Raw genomic sequence first — 17,136 nt, forward strand, 5'->3', positions numbered from 1 at the left:
CAAATGATAGTATGCCTAACTATTTATTAGTCTTTTTCCCCACTGTATCAATCCATCAGCACACAGAATATCCCCTGATTTAATTTGATGAATAGTTTTTAATTCATCCGTTTTTTCTACTATACTCTGAACGGATTCTCCATAGCGAATCTCTTTATTAAATTTAATCATCACGCGAGTTGGTTGATGATTTATTAAAAAATCATAGGATAAGCTATCCATCATCCAAGCTGGATAAGTAGCATTATTAACATGATGATTGTCATCTATGTCCCAAAAACTTGCATCAAACGAACGATTGATATTATCTTCATGAAGCTTTGGAATGTTTTCTCCCCTTTTGATTCGCTTAATTTTTTCAGAGTCAAAGGGGGCAATTACCTCATCTGGTACTGCATGAACCTTTCTAGTAGATATATCCATCAATGCAAATGTTGACTCCATAGAAGCTAATTCATTATTATCACTATCATGTAACCAAAAACGACGGTAACAGAAATATTTATTGTAACTCTCTGCTTGCGTTGTAATATATATGTCATCATTTACTTTAGGAAGATCAGTTATTTGTAAATCATGTTGCGTAATGATCCAATTAACGTTAAATTGCTTTAATAACCTATCATTAACGCCTAAAGAATTACTTTGATTACTAGATGTTCTTATCATCATCTTAATCAACATAGGAACTTTTAACATACCCTCAGAGTCACAATCGTAATATGGAATTGTGTACTTTTCAGTAAATTTTTTTGCCATATTCTCAACCTCTCATATATTTTTAATTAATTATATCATAGAAATAAGGATTACTTTCTCGTGATGATTACGTGAAAAAAAATCTCATAAAACTTTAATTTATTGATTTGTATCTCTTTTACAAGTAAAATAAGACCAATAATAAGATTATTCAGATATTTCGTAAGGAAAGTAGGAAATAAGATGACTCAAGAAAACAAAGCTTTATTTATCATCTTTGGGGGAACTGGAGATTTAGCCAAACGAAAATTATACCCATCTCTTTTTCGTTTATTCCGTAAAGGAGCAATTGGCAAACACTTTGCTGTGATTGGAACAGCTAGACGCGAATGGACAAATGACCATTTTAGAGAAGTTGTCACTGAAAGTATCGAAGAATTAAACCCAACACCAAAAGAAATAGATTCTTTTACGTCTCATTTTTATTACCAAGCTCATAATGTTACTAATACAGAAGAATATGTCACCCTTGAAAAATTAGCGAGTGAATTAAATGAGGAATATCAACTAGAGGGCAATCGTATTTTCTACTTGGCGATGGCACCAAGTTTCTTTGGAACAATCGCACAACACATCAAATCAGAACATATTTTAAGTGACGATGGATTCAATCGCCTTATCATCGAAAAACCATTTGGAACGGACTACAAAACGGCAAAAGAGTTAAATGATTCGATTTCTGCTGCGTTTACTGAAGACCAAATTTTCCGTATTGACCACTACTTAGGAAAAGAAATGGTACAAAATATTTCTGCTATTCGTTTTGGAAACAACATTTTTGAATCGTTATGGAATCATCATTATATCGACAATGTGCAAATCACATTAGCCGAATCTTTAGGGGTAGAAGAACGTGGTGGATATTATGATAAGAGTGGGGCATTAAAAGATATGGTACAAAATCACATTCTTCAGGTGGTTGCTCTACTTGCTATGGAACCACCAACTATCTTTTCTGATCGCGCTATTCGTACAGAAAAAATTAATGCCCTTGAATCAATTCGTATTTACAACGAAGAAGAAGTTAAAGAAAACTTTGTTCGAGGACAATATTCAAGTGGGCATCTTGGAAAAAATAACTTTGTTGGATATCATGATGAAAAAGATGTTGATCCTTCTTCTTCAACTGAAACATTTGTTGCTGGTAAGTTTATGATTGATACTTTTAGATGGTCAGGCGTTCCTTTCTATATTCGCACAGGTAAACGTCTAACTGAAAAAGGGACACGTATAAATATTGTGTTTAAACCAACGCCTATCAACGTTTTTCGTGCATCAACACAATCTGAAGAATTACCTGAAAATATTTTAACTATCTATATCCAACCAACAGAAGGATTTTCTTTAACTCTTAACGGAAAAGAAGTTGGTCCTGGTTTTGCAGTAGATCCTGTTAAATTAAACTATCGCCATTCAAGTGAAACACTTGAGAATAGCCCTGAGGCCTATGAAAAACTCCTGCTTGATTGTCTTAAAGGAGACGCAACTAACTTCACTCATTGGGACGAAGTGGCTGCATCTTGGAAAATTGTTGATATTATAAGACAAACTTGGGATAAAGAAACAGGTGCTATTCCAACTTATCCAGCTCGAACTATGGGACCAAAAGAATCGTTCGATTTACTAGAAAAAGATGGCCGTAGTTGGGTTTGGGAACCTGATCAATGGTATCGAGAAAAAGAATTACTATAATACAAAAGAGACGTCAAATTCTAAATCGACGTCTCTTTTTATGTTTATATTAACAAAAATAATCTCTCATAAAAGAAGCAGTTTGTGCATCCAATCCAAGCTCCATAAAATTTTCATCTACTGGTCGTAATTCTTTATAATCGTCACCCTCATACTTATCAATCTCATGTAAAATGTGGCGAATATCATGTAGAGCTTCTTTCTCAAAAAACCATTCTTTTAATCTGTTTTGTGTTGTTTTTTCCTCTTTTTCATAATCAGCCAAATGCTTATCCATTTTCTCAATAGTTTCTACAATACGATTTATTGTCTCTTCTTTTTTAAGCTCTTTTGATTTCATAACACTCATCCCTTCAACTTTAATAAAATCTGTATGCTATTTTAACGTTCTATTCAATTAATTAATGACGTTTATCCATTTTTTTGATATCATTAAAATTATCTAATTTTTTAATTATTTTCTAATATGAAAGGAGATAATCAAATGGATATCAGACAATTAACTTATTTTATTGCCATAGCAGAAGCAAATACTATCTCTGATGCCGCAAAAAAACTTAATATTGCTCAATCAGCTTTAAGTCAAATGTTAAAGCAACTAGAAACTGAGTTAGGTACTATTCTAGTAGAAAGACATAAAAAACAACATCACCTCACTCCTAGTGGGTGTATTATGTATGATGAAGCACTGTCCATCATCGCCCAAATAAATCAAGCCAAACAACGCATACAAGATAGTAACGTTGGCACACTTGGTTCGATTAATATTGGCGTCGATGCACTACTATCCAGCATTTTATATTCAACTATTAAAGACTATTTAAAAACATATCCAGATATTAAATTAAATATTTTTCAAAACGATCAAGCTACATTGCAAGAAATGTTGGAAGCTAGACAAATTGACGTTGCCCTAACTCACTATGCCCTCAATGAAGATGAATTTATTTCAATTAACAAAGAAACGGTTCCTGTTTACCTCGTTTACTCTGATAATTATGATGAGCATTGGACAATGAATGAAATATTACGTCAGTCAAAAGATATTATCTTACCTCTACACAAAGATGAAAAATTGTATAAAGAATTGACTCTTTGGTTAAACAATTCGATTGGCTGCAAAAAAAACATTACAAGCTGTGCAGATGTAAAACTACTCTTACAATTGATTAAAACCAATCAATGTGTTAGTTTTATTCCAGAATTTTTACTACGAGAATTACCTAAAAGTATTCATATACATGAAGTGACACTTCCTACTCTCACTTACTCATACCAATGGGTTTACTTAAAAAATAGGTACTTCCCAAAAATGTTAACTGAGTTTTTATCGTTTAATTAAGTGATTAGGTCCCTATGTCTCTTACCTTTTCTCTTAGCTAAGAACAGTATTATTAAAACACTTATTTATGAATCTTTTTTAGGATAAATGTGAAAAAGATACTACTATCTACTTAAAGTTTTTAGACAAAATAAAAAGTCTAGGAAATCAAATTTCCTGGACTTTTTTAAGTCACACTTGGTGTTTCTTCCTCTTGTTCTTCTTCATATAAACCTGATACTTCTTTGTACCAATTAAATACATGAATGACAACCACTTTAATAGCAGCATATCCAGGTATACCTAATATCACTCCTAATACACCAAATAATTTACCAGCTGATAACAAGACAAAAATAATCGTAATAGGATGAATATCTAACTGACTGCCTAAAATTAAAGGTGAAATCACACGTCCTTCAATTGTTTGCTCAATAATAAATACTATAATCACAGCAATTAACATTTTAGGACCACTAACAAGGGCTAATATAATCGCCGGAATTGTTGCTAGAGCAGACCCGATATAAGGAATTAAATTTAACAAACCTGCTAATATACCTAACGTCACACTATATTCAAGTCCTATAACACTAAAACCAATCATAAACATGACAGAAACAGCAAATGCTACTGTCACTTGACCTCGTACGTAAGAAGATAATTGTTTATTAATATCTTCTAACACTCTAAGTGTTGGCTTTCGCATTTTTATTGGAATAACTGGCGTAATGTACGGAACTAATTTCCGTCCATCCTTTAATAAATAGAACAAAATAAACGGTACAGTAATAGCAGTCACAACAACATTTGCTACTGCTCCAACGATATTACCTAAACTGTTAAATGTTGTTTTAGATAAGGATTTCGCTAAACTACTAATAGAATTTGTTAGTTCATTAAAGTATTTCTCAAAAGGCTCACTAAATTGACTCAGAGCAGGTAAAGATAAGAACTCTGTGGATTTTCGTTCAATAACATCCCAGTAATGGGGCCATTCTGAAATAAAACTTTTTGTTTGGTATTCAATTTTTGGAACAAGAATAACAATTCCCCAAATAATTAACCCTAAAATAGTAATAAAAAGTAAACTAATGGTATAAACGCGTTTGATGCCACGTTTTTCAAAGAAATTGACTACTGGATTTAGTAAGTAGTACAGTAAACCTGACACAATGATTGGTACACCAACAATGCCTAAAAATTGCGCGACAGGTGTAAACAAGTCAGATACTTTAGTAAATACTAATAGTATGAGTAGTATTAACAATACAACCATTAAGCCTGTTACTAGTTTGTTGTTTAAAAACAAACGATAGAATAAAGACTTAGGGCTTCCCTCTTTTTTTAACTTCACCTATCTTCCCCCTAACGATATGTAATGATAGTCCCTTCATTGATTTTAGGGAACGTATATGGTTCCAGATAAATCGCATTTGATAGTTCATCCATACCTTCTGGATCTTTGAACATCAATGTTACATGTCCCATAGATTCTAAGTGTCTATTAGAAACAGACCCAATTTTAACTATATGGTACTCTTGGTCATCAAATAAAATGGTATCACCAACTTCTAGATTAAATGGCCCACTTGTTTCAACTTGTTGAATAACAGAAACTTTTTCAATTTCTTCTGTCACTTTTTCTCCAAATAAAATAATCATTTCATCTTTAGCATCCATTGCGTGTTCCCCAATTTGTTTGACAACTGATTTAATCATATCGATATCTTCCCCACTTTTTTAATATTTTATAATTTAACTATACCACAATCACAACAAAGACTCTCATTTTATGCTAGATTATTTAAAAACCTTTTAAAAAAGAAGAAGGAATTAAATTCCTCCCTCTTTCATCGGCATCTATTTAGTTTACTGTTCCTTTTTTCGTTTATTGAGCCATACAATTGATACTAACGATAACATCAGTATACCAATTATCACTACCTTTTTATTTGATGTCTCACCAGTCTTTGGTAAGTGGTGTTTAGCAAATGATTTTAGGGTTTCCTGCGTTTGATTAGATGATACATTACTCACTCGTTTCACCGTTTCATTAGAAATGAATCCAATTGACTCTTGCGATAGTTGACTAGTTTTTTCTTTTTGATTCTCTTCTTTATCTACTATTTTTTCATCTTCTTTTTCTTGATTTTCAAAAGGTGGCGTTTGCTCTTTTTCTGCTTTACCTTTTTCTTCTTTAGATGGTGATTCTTCTAATTCATTTGATGTCTGTGTCTCACCATCTTTTTTATCTGTTTGTTCTAATTCTGTTTGTGTTGTACTTTCTTTACTTTGGATTGGTTTAGGTTTTACGACGATGTTTTCACTTAAAACTGGACTTTCATTACCCGCAGTATCAACTGATTTGACTTGTAATACACTATCTTTTGTCACGTCAAATGCTTCTTTGTACTCTTCCCATGTTTTTCCTTCATCTAAACTATACGTGAGATGAGTATCAGTATCCTCAATCGTTAAACCAATCGTCACTGTCACTTTTTCTTCTTTCCCACCATATGAGCTAAGTGAAATAGTTGGGAGTGATTTTATTTCGGTACGAATATTATCTACTTTTATTTCGGAGACTGCTGATTCATTTCCATATTTATCAGCATACTTAAAGTAGTAATTTCCATTTTCACTGACGCTGACATCTGTTGGTACAACCGTCCAACTTTCTTTATCAGTTGAGTAATACAAGTTAGGCTTTTCAAAACTACCTACATGATTAGCTACTTCAGTCTCATTACTAGATGATAATACGACTGGTTTACGTGTTAATTTATCATCACTACTTACTACATTTGGAGCTGGTATTGCATTATCTTTGTGATGTTTCATATCAAAATCTAATGTTTGTTTATTTCCAACTAAGTCAGATAATGTTGCCGTCATTTTAGATGTTGCTTCTGGTAAAAGAGACACTTTATAATCAACATCCACACTTGGTCTTTTATCAAAAAACGACTCATTAAATGTTGTATAGCTTGGATCAGTGTAAACATGATTATTATTTATACTAAAATCATAACCCGTTAAATTATCTGTTATCGTGGCTTGAACAACGTAAGGATTTTGATTCGTAAACCCAACTAATCGTCCATCAGATTGTTGCTCCACATTATGTAATGTTAACGATGGTAAAGTGTCGTCCACCCAAATAGTATAGCCATAATTAACAACTGGCTTCCCTTGATTTAACTTATCGTCTTGGACGTAAGCCGTTAAACGATATGAACCTGTTGAAATATTTTTCATTTGGTAACTAAAGGCTAAAGTTGTTGGATCATAAGGTACTTTTTCACCATTTAATGTAAAATTAGCGACTGGATAGGCTAACTTACCAGTTATGGTTAATGTTTTATTATCTTTATCATATCCTGTGCTATCCGTATTTATCACTGATAGACTAGAATCGATATTATCAAATTTAATCATATTTTTATCAATTTTCGTTGCACTAGATGAATGAACGACAACCTGTTGAGTGGTGTGATTTCCCGATTCATCGGTTGCAACAACATAATATAAATTATCTCCATAAATTAGTGAGAGCTCTTTAGAGAACGTACCGTTATCTAATGTTAAAGGTATTTTTTCTTCTGTTTTAGGGTTATAAAGCAAAGCTTCAGTTGCATCACTGATATTACCTGATAACGTATATTGACTATCTGTTGTATTTATTTTCCCATCAGATGAATCGTTTATTTCTATCACAGGCGTATCTAAATCCACTTTTACTGGCATCACACCAAACAAGTCAGTGCCTTCTTTATCTTGCGTAAATAATATACTGGTTTTATCTTTTGTAATCGGAACACTGACTTCAAATAATCCCTTATCTGATGTTTTGACTTCAACACCATCTACATAAAATACTGTATCATTTTTGTAACTACCTGTTAGTATAAAACTCCCAGTCTCTTTATTATATCCTGCTGTATTTTGACTAATTGTTTGATTTGGTGACAGATTATAAATTAATATATTTTCTTTATCACCTTGTTGAGCAACAATACTTGAGGTCGCAATATTCCCAGCCATATCACTCACTCCAAGAGTTACTTGATTTTTTCCTTGAGAAAAAACACTAGATATTTTCTGAGTTGATTCATATTGCTGATTACGTTTATCTTTGTTACTACCTTCCTTAAGAGCTATTTTGTAATTTTTTCCATTTACATTTAAAGCCACAACATCTGGTTTCACTCCAGACAGATTATCCGTTACCTCAACTAGTAGCGTTCCTGTTTTACTTACCTCGACATGTTTAATTTCTGGTTTTGTATTATCAACTGTTATTGGTATGTATGTTTCTTGAGTTGATCCATCATTTTGTGAAGTAACACTCACTTTGTATTGGTAACGACCATCTGTCACTTGTTCTTCTTTGCCTGATTTTTTATTATATGACGTTCCTGCCCATTTTGCTTGAGACACGGCATGTGTTGTCCACTTTCCTGTTCCTGAATTAAAGAAATCTTTGCGACCATTTTTAGAAATGTAAAGCTCTTTTATTGTGTCACCTTTATCATCTATAATGTCATATGTTGCTTGTGAGAAATTACGATTGAAAAATAAATATGGCATACTATAATCTTGAACACCATCATTATTTTTAGGAGAAATAGCCATCGCATCTGGATCGACAACTGACTCACCTTTTTCATTTTTCACCATTCCTAAAATATTATTGCCATTACTTACTAAAAATCCTGATGCTGTCGGTGCGCCATGACCTTCTTGGAAAATCAAAGGATCGACTGCCTTATCTTTAGAATAAGTACCAAAGAACCCCATGTATGGAATAACTAAGTTAGGTGTATCCACACCGTCAAATCCGATAAAGCCTTCAACAAATTGTTGTTCTGAAAAAGAAAATGGTAACGTCAAATTAAACGAAACAGTTTTACTCTCTTTAGCTTTTAACTCAATTGTTTGTTTATTTGTTGTTAGATTAGCTTTATCTATTTTTGTATCATAGATTTCTTTATTCGCGTCAGTACTCTGTGTATAGACTCCACCATAATCATTTACTGTATATGTTTTATCTTGATCACTATGATTAGTCAACGTCACATCGATTGTTGTTGAACGGCCAATTTCTTTTAAGGCTATCGTTGATTCATTAGTCGGTGTGTAAAGGACACTGACTTCATTTTCAATCGCTGAAGCCACATTGATTTGACCTGCACCTTGTCTTCGTGGTGAAATAATTTCTTTGGTATGACTCACATCAAACATTGGAACAGATGTATTAACAGCAGAATCTTTTGCAAACTTCACTAATTCTTTCCCACTCAAGTTAAGTTTTTTCGCTTTTATGGCTTGTAAAATCAATGCTTGAGATCCAGCTACAAAAGGTGACGCCATACTTGTTCCGCTCATTGTTTGGTATTTATTTCCATTAGCTAATGAATAAATATTACCACCAGGAGCAGATATTTCAGGTTTAAAATTCAATTCAGGTGTTGGTCCCCATGAACTAAAATCTGACATCTTACCATACATTTTATTGTCAACTTCAGCTTTTCCAAGATTGAACGCTACTTTTTTCTTATCCTTCGCTACTTGTAATAACACGTCTCCATCAACATCAGACAGACCAATTGTTGGATACTCTGCATCATCTAAGGACATTTGTACAATGCCATCCGTATTATTATAGATAAAGGCTGCAACAGCACCATTTTCTTTTGCATATTTTGCTTTTTCACTAAATGACATCTCGCCACGCTGTATCAAAGCAATATTTCCTTTTATTGATTTTTTCACTTCATCTGTATAATCTGTTGCTTTACCAAATCCTACATCTATTAATTCGCGTTCTTGATTTAGTACACCATATTGTGTTTCAACTTTACTAAATATGGTCGTTGACCCATCTGTTAATTCTGGCACTGAACTAAAGACTGCATTACCTAATGTATCTTTCAATGTTTCAAGTGTCACAATAGAATTTTCTGATGACGCAACAGTCAACGCTTCTGTAGTGACTCCAGGACTTCCGACTGTACTCATATCTGACGTATTTAATAGATTTTTTGGAGTGTCATGCATGTCGTTTGTCCCACTCACACTATTATTTCCTGCTGAAATAACTGACATAACACCTGCATCACTTGCGCGTTTTATCGCTTGATTTTGCGGATCGTTTGGATCAGTATTTGCGCTAACAGAACCCAAACTCATATTAATAACGTCCGCTCCTAATTTAACCGAGTCCTCAATAGCCGCAATAATGTCATCTGTATAACAACCTTTCAACTCTTTGTTATTAGAAAAAACTTTCATCGCAAGTAACTGAGCTTCTGGGGCAACCCCTTTCACTTCACCATTTGATCCAGCAATACCTGCCACATGTTGGCCATGCATCCCAGCATCACCCACATCTACAATATCATCGCTGCCATCTGCGTAATTATAACCAAATGGAACCTTTTCACTGAAGTATTTCCCTTTATCCATTTTTTTAACGCTTTCTTTAGTTAAAGGACCGCTTTCAGGATTGGATAAGAATAGATCTTTATGGCTTGGATCGATTCCACTATCAATAATTGAGATAACCATCCCTTCACCATGTAATTTCTTTTCTTCCCAAACTTTTTGTACATCGGCAATTGCATTTGCATGTGTATCAGTTGGATAAAATACTTGCGCCGGTGTCACCGATACAACTCCGCTTAATGCTTCAATTTTTTCAATGTCTCCAACTTTTACATTAATAGAAAACGCGTTTAACAAATAACCAAATGAACGTTTGGCCTTTGAACCTGCGATTTTTTCAATCTTTACTTTTACAGACGATTGTTTTTTGACCACTGTATCTGTCGCTTTTTCTATTGACTGAACAGATTGTTTAGAACCTGTTGGTAGGTCAACTTTATTTATAGCAACATCCTCATCTAACTGAACCATTACACGTATGCGTTGTTCTTTATCAATAGTTGTGTTAGATGTACCTTCTTTGATTAGTCCCTCATTTTTTAACTGTTCATTGACTCTTGTATAAAAATCAGTTGCATCAGCTTTATTGGCCAATTCTTTTTCTTCATTCAAAAAATTTTTGACACTTTCTTCTACCTTTTTTTGATTCGTTTGTGTTTCCTTTTGACTACTCGTTTCATTTGCTAATACAAGTGTTGCATCCAAAACTGGCGTGGACAATAAAAAAAGACTACTCGCTAGCAGTGCCGAACGTTTAACAACCGACTGTTTCATATACCTACCCCTTTTATTATTTAATAACAACAATAAGATTAAAATACTGTTTGTTATTTATTAACTTTTTCTCATTATGATGAACTTTCCTCTCATTTTCAATAGGATAAATTAATTTATACTAGTAACTTTACTATTTGCGAACAAAAAAAAGACCAAGATAGAACATCTTAGTCTTTTACTGTCTAGTTATTATTCTGTTTTTGACGCACTTGAGACTGCATCCGTATCAGATGAATCTGTATGATTGGAAGATTCTGAAGCACCACTGACTGTATCTGTCCCTGGTGTTAAAGTTTGGCCTGTTTGTTTTAAATACCACTCAACAATTGGTTTAAAATCTAGTATGTATTCGTTTATACCAGCATAATTGCCTTCATCATCATGAATTGCTTGATAATTATGTACAACAAATTTATCTGGTCCATGCGTTGGAACATGTACTCTAACACAATCTTGAGCTCCAGATCGTAACTGCTGAACAACCCAATTCACACCGTTTAATGCTTTTTCTGGATGACAATAGGCTAGAGGGTTCCCTACTTGACTTGGATGACGTGAGGCTAACATATCTTTATCTTCTTTTGTGTAATTATAATATAAAAATTGATTATTATTATCTGCATAGGTTAATTCCATAGGCATTGAGGCAAAGAAATGATTTAACTGATTAACCGTTAATATACCACGATTTAATTTGACATAAGTATCACCTTCTACTGCTTGAACTTTTTCTGATGCTTGTTCAACCCAGTCATCAGCTCCCTTATCAACTCCATCAATTGTGGTATTGATTGATCCTTCGCAATATAAATCTTCTTTTTCCAGTTCAGGCTTTTTCGTTCCTTCTAGCTCAGATATTACTTCAATATATCGTAAAAATTTATCTAATACATTACTTAAAAACTCAACAGTTTTAGCGTCTTTTAGGTTATTATTGTCATCAAATGCTTCGCGTACTTTTCCAAGTAAAAATTCATTTCCTGGCATGACTAAAGCATGAACACCTGGTGCATCAAGTATTTGTCGTAAATGTAATTGAGCTCGTGAAGAACCTTGGTCATAGTACGAAGCACCAATAATCATTACTGGTTTGTTTTCTAGTGGATGTATTTTAAATGATAACCACTCTAGTACACTCTTTAAACTGGCTGGTATTGTATGGTTATGTTCAGGTGTTGCAATAATAACCCCATCTGCATTTAAAATCTTACGGTTTATTGACTGAATCACTGGTGAGTTTGTTTGATCGTTACTTTGATTAAACAATGGAACATCTTTAATTTCGATTAATTCTAAATCAAATTTATCAGAAAAGTGTTTTTTTATGTATTGTAACAACGTACGATTATATGATTTATCAGCATTTGATCCTACAATTCCTACTAATTTCATTCGACTTCCTCCTTAAATGTTTTCCCATGAAAAGTTTTCTGCTTCTTTTTTATTTTGTTTGTGCGCACTCATTAATTGATTGGTCATATAGACAAAATGCTTAAAGTCTAAAAATAGACTATGCAACTTTTGAATTTGATCCTCATCTACTAATTTTCCACTTTCGTCAAAAGCTTGAAGTGAGTGACTTAATAGAAATTCCGAACTCGGCATTGTTCTAGCTTTTAACTCAGGTGAATCAAGCATTTGTTTTAAATGACTTTGTGCTCTTGATGAACCTAACGTACCATATGAAGCACCTGTGATCATAACCGGCTTATCCACAAATGGGTAAATATTGTAAGATAACCAATTCAATGCATTCATTAATGCTGCTGGAACGGCATGATTATATTCCGGTGTACTGATAATGACACCGTCTGCCTCTTCTATTTTTTGCGCTACTTCTTTTACAATACTTGGTAAAATTCCATCATCAGGTTTATTGAACATAGGGAACTCTTTGATTTCGATTATTTCAATATCTGCCTCGTTTTTAAAATAATCTCTAATAAAATACAATAATTTTCGATTTGTTGATTGATCAGAATTTGTCCCTACTATCGCTATATACTTATCCATAAAAATCTTCCTCTCTTTACATTAGTTTTGTTTTAATCATATCTGAAGTAAATACTTTATTTGTTTTATCTATAACAACACACTCAATACCATCAAGTTGATTCACAATACTTATAATCTCTTTGGTATTTTTACCAAATAGACGTGTTGTCCATATTTCTCCATCAACTGATTGTTTAGAAATAATCGTCAAACTTACGACATCTGTTTCAATTGGATATCCTGTCTTTGGATTAATTATGTGATGATAGATTGTTTTTCCAACTGTTAACGTTCTTTCATAAATACCAGACGTCACAATCGATTCATTTTTAGCTTGAATAGTTACTAAACAATGAGAGCGTGGTTCTGTTGGATGTTGGATCCCTACTCTAAAATAACCATCTGGATGATGACTTTCTCCATAGACCACCACATTACCACCAAGATTTAAAATAGCCGACGTTATATCTTGTTGTTTATAATACTCCACTACTTTATCAGTAATGAATCCTTTTGCTAATGCACCTAGATCAATCTCCATTTGTTTGTCCTCTAAATAAATACTATGTGTATTAGGACTTAAAATAATTTTTTCTGGATTGGTTTTTCTTAATAGACTTTCAATGACTTCTTTTGATGGAACTAACGCTCCTTCAAACCCAATTTTCCACTCTTTTATTAAAGGACCAATCGCTATATTTAAAAAGCTATCATCCTTCATACTATGATACTTACCAAGTGAAATAAGATTGTATAATTCAGGTGAAACCTTTGTATCTGTTTTTCCAGCATTAAAGTTTATTTTCATTAATTCTGAAGTATCGTCATTAGCACTAAACATTTTTTCATAATACTCTAGCATTCTAACTGTCTTCTCAACTACTTCTTCCGCTTTATTTCCTACTACAGTAATATCTATTACTGTTCCCATCAAATGTAATTGTTTGACCACTTTATTTGGCATGGCCTACAATCCTTTCTTAACAGCAAGTTCTAATTGCTTTAACTCTTTTAACTTAATCTCATTACGATTAATTTTGGCATAAGCTCTCGCATCGTAAATTAATTCTAAAATGTCATTTTTATCTTTCTTTTCTTCTATTGCATTTTGCGCAAGCTGTGCCGCAGCACGAGCTAAATAATACGTCACGTGATTATCTGAGCATATTTTTATCGCATAATTTAATAAAATATTACTAGCCTCGAGCTCATGAATGCTAGCATAAAACTCACCACATTGATAGACAATATTTAATACTCGCCAAGTATCTTCTACTTTTTTTATAGGATAACGATAAATTTTTTCCAACACTTTATTAAAATAAAACTCTGCTTTTTCCACATCATTCTCTCTGGCAAATACCATCCCAATTCCAGTGTAAGCCAGTAGATGATAGATATCTTCTGTTTCTCCATTGTCTAGTAAAATTTGATCAAAATTAAACAAAATATCGGTAATTTTAGCATGTTGAAAAACCATTAAAAAACCTGTCAAATAATGATATCTTAACACAATATCATTGTCTTCGATTTTGCAAATATCAATTGTTTCCATCAAATTCTTTGCTTTTTGATATTCGCTTGTTATTAATAAAAATTCTGCTTGATTTAGTGTTTCAATTACATCAGTGTATCGAATTCCAACTTTAGGAAACAACTCACTCAAAGGTAAATCCAATCTTTCACACAGTTTAATTAGTATCTTTAAATTTGGAACTTGAGAGTTATTTTCAAACCGACTTAAGGTAGCTTGGGTGCAAATATTTTCTGCTAAGTCATTTTGCGAAAACCCTTTTTGTCTCCTTGCTTCTATAAAACGTTCAATATTCACTATAATCACTTACTTTCGACCTATTGTTTACCTATTCACATTTTATGTAAAAATCATACTATTTTTATACATTTATGTCAAATCATAATATATATTTTTTTATATCTAACCATATATTTTCAAGTATAAAAGAAACGTTTTGATTAACTTTTAATAAACTAGGATATTTAATTTGATTATGTTTGTTAAATTTGAGATACTTTAACCACTAAGTTATGGGAGGAATCTTTTAATGCCATTAATGAAAATTGATATGATAAAAGGAAGACAACAAGAAGAAATAGAAGAAATACTAGAAATTTCCTATAGAGTAATGTTAGATGCTTTTGATGCGCCTGTTGGTGATAGATACCAAATTGTCAGTCAGCATGAACCTTTTGAAATGCACATATTAGATACAGGATTGGGTTTTGAACGATCAAAAAATATTCTAGTTTTTAACCTTGTAACAAGACCTAGAACAACCGAGCAAAAAACGACTTTTTATGAAAATTTAGTTGAAGCTTTAAACAGTAAATTAGGTATCAGACGTGAGGATATCATGATAAATCTAGTTGTAAATGATGACGAGGATTGGAGCTTTGCATTTGGTAAAGCACAGTTTTTAACTGGAGAATTATAGCGATGAGCAGTAACTTACTCTTTATTAATAGTAAGTTACTGCTTATCGTGTTTTATATAAAAATGAATAAATTGGCAAATCTATTTTCTTAAATATTTTTATTTTATACTGTAATTAATTGATTTTTCTCGTAAGATTCTTTACAGGCAAGTGCCACTTTAGTAGATTCTAATCCATCAATCGCATTAACACTTGGCTGTCTATCTGTTAAAATACATTCAATAAAATCATTTGCTTCATTAATAAATGCTTGAGAAAAACGTTCTGGGAAATTTTGGGATGTTGGTCGTACGACACCATGTTCATTCATAATCGTCACAAGATTTTTTTCCGGTACTTGTGCTATGCGTAGCATGCCTTTGGTCCCAATCAATTCTGTTTCAACATGATATCCATGATGACAATTGCGACCAGCTACTAAAATCCCCATGGTATTATCACCTAATTGAAGCATTGCCGCTCCAGTTTCCAATTCTCCAACGTCATCTAGCTCTTTGTAAGCAGCATTTTTACCTATCGCCCAAACTTTCTTTACTTCTTGTCCTGTAAACCAACGAATCAAGTCTATATCATGAATCGACATATCTGCAAATAATCCTCCACTGTTACTTGAACCAGCAAATTTAACAAAACTTTCCAAGCCATCGCTTGGATCAATTCCATAGCATCGAATTAATGTTAAATCACCTAACTCACCTTTTTCAACTAAGTCCTTAGCGTAAAGATAATCTTTATCAAATCGTCTCATAAAACCTAACATAAATTTTTGATTAGGGTATTGATTAATAACTGATATTGTTTCATTAATTTCATCTATATTTAAACCTATAGGCTTTTCAGAAAAAACATGTTTTCCACATTTTAAGGCTAATTGTATCTGAGTACAGTGTAGTCCTGACGGTGAGACAATAAAAATAGCATCAACTTGTTCATCTTTAACCATATCTTCATAATCAGTATATCCTACTTTAACACCTAATTCATTTTTGGCATATTCAATTTCACTATCTAAGGGACTACAAACAGCATATAATGTAGCATTAGCTACATTATATGCTAAATTATGTGCATGTACTTTACCTAATCTACCTAATCCGACGATACCAACTCTTATCTCATTCATTTGCGATTCTCCTTTTATGAAAGCGTTATACAATGAGTTTATCATAAATAAGAATATACTTCCATAAGTTTATCAAAAGTTTACTAAAACATGTTTAATTAGGCCCCATAGTGTTATATATACTCCATAACTTATCACAATTCTCTAGTGGACCAACACATTCCATGTCAAAATATTCTGGATGTGAATGATCTAGATAGTCTCTAAGATGCATATCAGAAAAACCATATTTTTTTGCATCCTCTCTAGTGTTACTATAGTATACTTTCTTTATATTTGCCCACATCATGGCGCCAACACACATCGGACACGGTTCGCATGTCGCATAAACTTCACAGTCAGATAAATCCATTGTATCTAACTTCTTACAAGCTTCTCGCACGGCAACCAGTTCCGCATGTGCTGATGGATCTGTATCTCTCATCATTGTATTACCAACAGAAGCAATCACTTCACCATTTCTAACGATTGTTGCACCAAAAGGACCACCATCATGACGTTTCATCCCAGCAATCGTTTCATCAGATGCCAATTTAAAATATTGTGTCATTTTGTTATCACACATA

General features: G+C 32.9%; 14 protein-coding genes. 3 read left to right on the plus strand and 11 right to left on the minus strand.

Going from position 1 to position 17,136, the window contains the following annotated elements; all coding sequences use genetic code 11:
- Positions 1-15 precede the first annotated feature (15 nt).
- A complete protein-coding gene (locus tag BW731_RS02800) occupies positions 16-759 on the minus strand; it encodes an acyl-[acyl-carrier-protein] thioesterase (RefSeq protein ID WP_079345529.1) in 744 nt (247 codons plus the stop codon).
- Between the two features lie 183 nt (positions 760-942).
- On the opposite strand from BW731_RS02800, the gene zwf reads away from it, so the two are divergent.
- Positions 943-2,451 carry a glucose-6-phosphate dehydrogenase gene (zwf, locus tag BW731_RS02805; protein ID WP_079345531.1) on the plus strand — a complete coding sequence of 503 codons (1,509 nt, stop codon included), beginning with the start codon at positions 943-945 and terminating at the stop codon, positions 2,449-2,451.
- A gap of 49 nt (positions 2,452-2,500) precedes the next feature.
- On the opposite strand, the gene BW731_RS02810 is transcribed toward zwf, so the two are convergent.
- Entirely contained in the window at positions 2,501-2,791 is a 291-nt protein-coding gene (locus BW731_RS02810; protein ID WP_079345533.1) for a hypothetical protein, read from the minus strand.
- Between the two features lie 144 nt (positions 2,792-2,935).
- Here BW731_RS02810 and BW731_RS02815 point away from each other — a divergent pair, with 144 nt between their 5' ends.
- On the plus strand, positions 2,936-3,793 hold the full coding sequence (locus tag BW731_RS02815) for a LysR family transcriptional regulator (protein ID WP_158080141.1): 858 nt from the start codon (positions 2,936-2,938) through the stop codon (positions 3,791-3,793).
- 166 nt (positions 3,794-3,959) lie between these two features.
- On the opposite strand, the gene BW731_RS02820 is transcribed toward BW731_RS02815, so the two are convergent.
- The 7 genes from BW731_RS02820 to BW731_RS02850 form a co-directional block, all read right to left on the minus strand.
- Positions 3,960-5,129 carry an AI-2E family transporter gene (locus tag BW731_RS02820; RefSeq protein ID WP_233120419.1) on the minus strand — a complete coding sequence of 390 codons (1,170 nt, stop codon included), beginning with the start codon at positions 5,127-5,129 and terminating at the stop codon, positions 3,960-3,962.
- Between the two features lie 11 nt (positions 5,130-5,140).
- A complete protein-coding gene (locus tag BW731_RS02825; RefSeq protein WP_071456441.1) occupies positions 5,141-5,494 on the minus strand; it encodes a PTS glucitol/sorbitol transporter subunit IIA in 354 nt (117 codons plus the stop codon).
- Between the two features lie 150 nt (positions 5,495-5,644).
- Entirely contained in the window at positions 5,645-10,996 is a 5,352-nt protein-coding gene (locus tag BW731_RS02830; RefSeq protein WP_079345537.1) for a S8 family serine peptidase, read from the minus strand.
- Between the two features lie 192 nt (positions 10,997-11,188).
- On the minus strand, positions 11,189-12,391 hold the full coding sequence (locus BW731_RS02835) for an NADPH-dependent oxidoreductase (protein ID WP_079345539.1): 1,203 nt from the start codon (positions 12,389-12,391) through the stop codon (positions 11,189-11,191).
- 12 nt (positions 12,392-12,403) lie between these two features.
- Positions 12,404-13,012: an NADPH-dependent FMN reductase gene (locus BW731_RS02840; RefSeq protein WP_079345541.1), complete on the minus strand. Its 609-nt coding sequence runs from the start codon at positions 13,010-13,012 to the stop codon at positions 12,404-12,406.
- Between the two features lie 16 nt (positions 13,013-13,028).
- Complete coding sequence (locus BW731_RS02845) at positions 13,029-13,958, minus strand: FAD:protein FMN transferase (protein WP_143592728.1); 930 nt, start codon at positions 13,956-13,958, stop codon at positions 13,029-13,031.
- A gap of 3 nt (positions 13,959-13,961) precedes the next feature.
- Positions 13,962-14,825: a helix-turn-helix domain-containing protein gene (locus BW731_RS02850; protein ID WP_079348528.1), complete on the minus strand. Its 864-nt coding sequence runs from the start codon at positions 14,823-14,825 to the stop codon at positions 13,962-13,964.
- A 232-nt stretch (positions 14,826-15,057) separates the two neighbouring features.
- Here BW731_RS02850 and BW731_RS02855 point away from each other — a divergent pair, with 232 nt between their 5' ends.
- Positions 15,058-15,447, plus strand: coding sequence for a tautomerase family protein (locus BW731_RS02855; RefSeq protein ID WP_079345543.1), 390 nt, complete (start codon positions 15,058-15,060; stop codon positions 15,445-15,447).
- A gap of 103 nt (positions 15,448-15,550) precedes the next feature.
- Here the strand turns inward: BW731_RS02855 and iolG are convergent, their stop codons facing one another.
- Positions 15,551-16,570, minus strand: a complete 1,020-nt coding sequence (gene iolG / locus BW731_RS02860) for an inositol 2-dehydrogenase (protein WP_079345545.1) — start codon at positions 16,568-16,570, stop codon at positions 15,551-15,553.
- A 94-nt stretch (positions 16,571-16,664) separates the two neighbouring features.
- Positions 16,665-17,135 (minus strand): nucleoside deaminase, encoded by a 471-nt coding sequence (locus BW731_RS02865; RefSeq protein WP_233120420.1) that lies wholly within the window; start codon positions 17,133-17,135, stop codon positions 16,665-16,667.
- Position 17,136 lies beyond the last annotated feature (1 nt).

The sequence above is a fragment of the Vagococcus martis genome, from assembly GCF_002026305.1.
Classification (GTDB): domain Bacteria; phylum Bacillota; class Bacilli; order Lactobacillales; family Vagococcaceae; genus Vagococcus; species Vagococcus martis.

Bases quoted from the DNA above. Each gene is read 5' to 3' on its own strand.
- BW731_RS02800 (WP_079345529.1), bottom strand. From the start codon at position 759: ATGGCAAAAAAATTTACTGAAAAGTACACAATTCCATATTACGATTGT.
- zwf (WP_079345531.1), top strand. From the start codon at position 943: ATGACTCAAGAAAACAAAGCTTTATTTATCATCTTTGGGGGAACTGGA.
- BW731_RS02810 (WP_079345533.1), bottom strand. From the start codon at position 2,791: ATGAAATCAAAAGAGCTTAAAAAAGAAGAGACAATAAATCGTATTGTA.
- BW731_RS02815 (WP_158080141.1), top strand. From the start codon at position 2,936: ATGGATATCAGACAATTAACTTATTTTATTGCCATAGCAGAAGCAAAT.
- BW731_RS02825 (WP_071456441.1), bottom strand. From the start codon at position 5,494: ATGATTAAATCAGTTGTCAAACAAATTGGGGAACACGCAATGGATGCT.
- BW731_RS02830 (WP_079345537.1), bottom strand. From the start codon at position 10,996: ATGAAACAGTCGGTTGTTAAACGTTCGGCACTGCTAGCGAGTAGTCTT.
- BW731_RS02835 (WP_079345539.1), bottom strand. From the start codon at position 12,391: ATGAAATTAGTAGGAATTGTAGGATCAAATGCTGATAAATCATATAAT.
- BW731_RS02840 (WP_079345541.1), bottom strand. From the start codon at position 13,012: ATGGATAAGTATATAGCGATAGTAGGGACAAATTCTGATCAATCAACA.
- BW731_RS02845 (WP_143592728.1), bottom strand. From the start codon at position 13,958: ATGCCAAATAAAGTGGTCAAACAATTACATTTGATGGGAACAGTAATA.
- BW731_RS02855 (WP_079345543.1), top strand. From the start codon at position 15,058: ATGCCATTAATGAAAATTGATATGATAAAAGGAAGACAACAAGAAGAA.
- iolG (WP_079345545.1), bottom strand. From the start codon at position 16,570: ATGAATGAGATAAGAGTTGGTATCGTCGGATTAGGTAGATTAGGTAAA.
- BW731_RS02865 (WP_233120420.1), bottom strand. From the start codon at position 17,135: ATGTGTGATAACAAAATGACACAATATTTTAAATTGGCATCTGATGAA.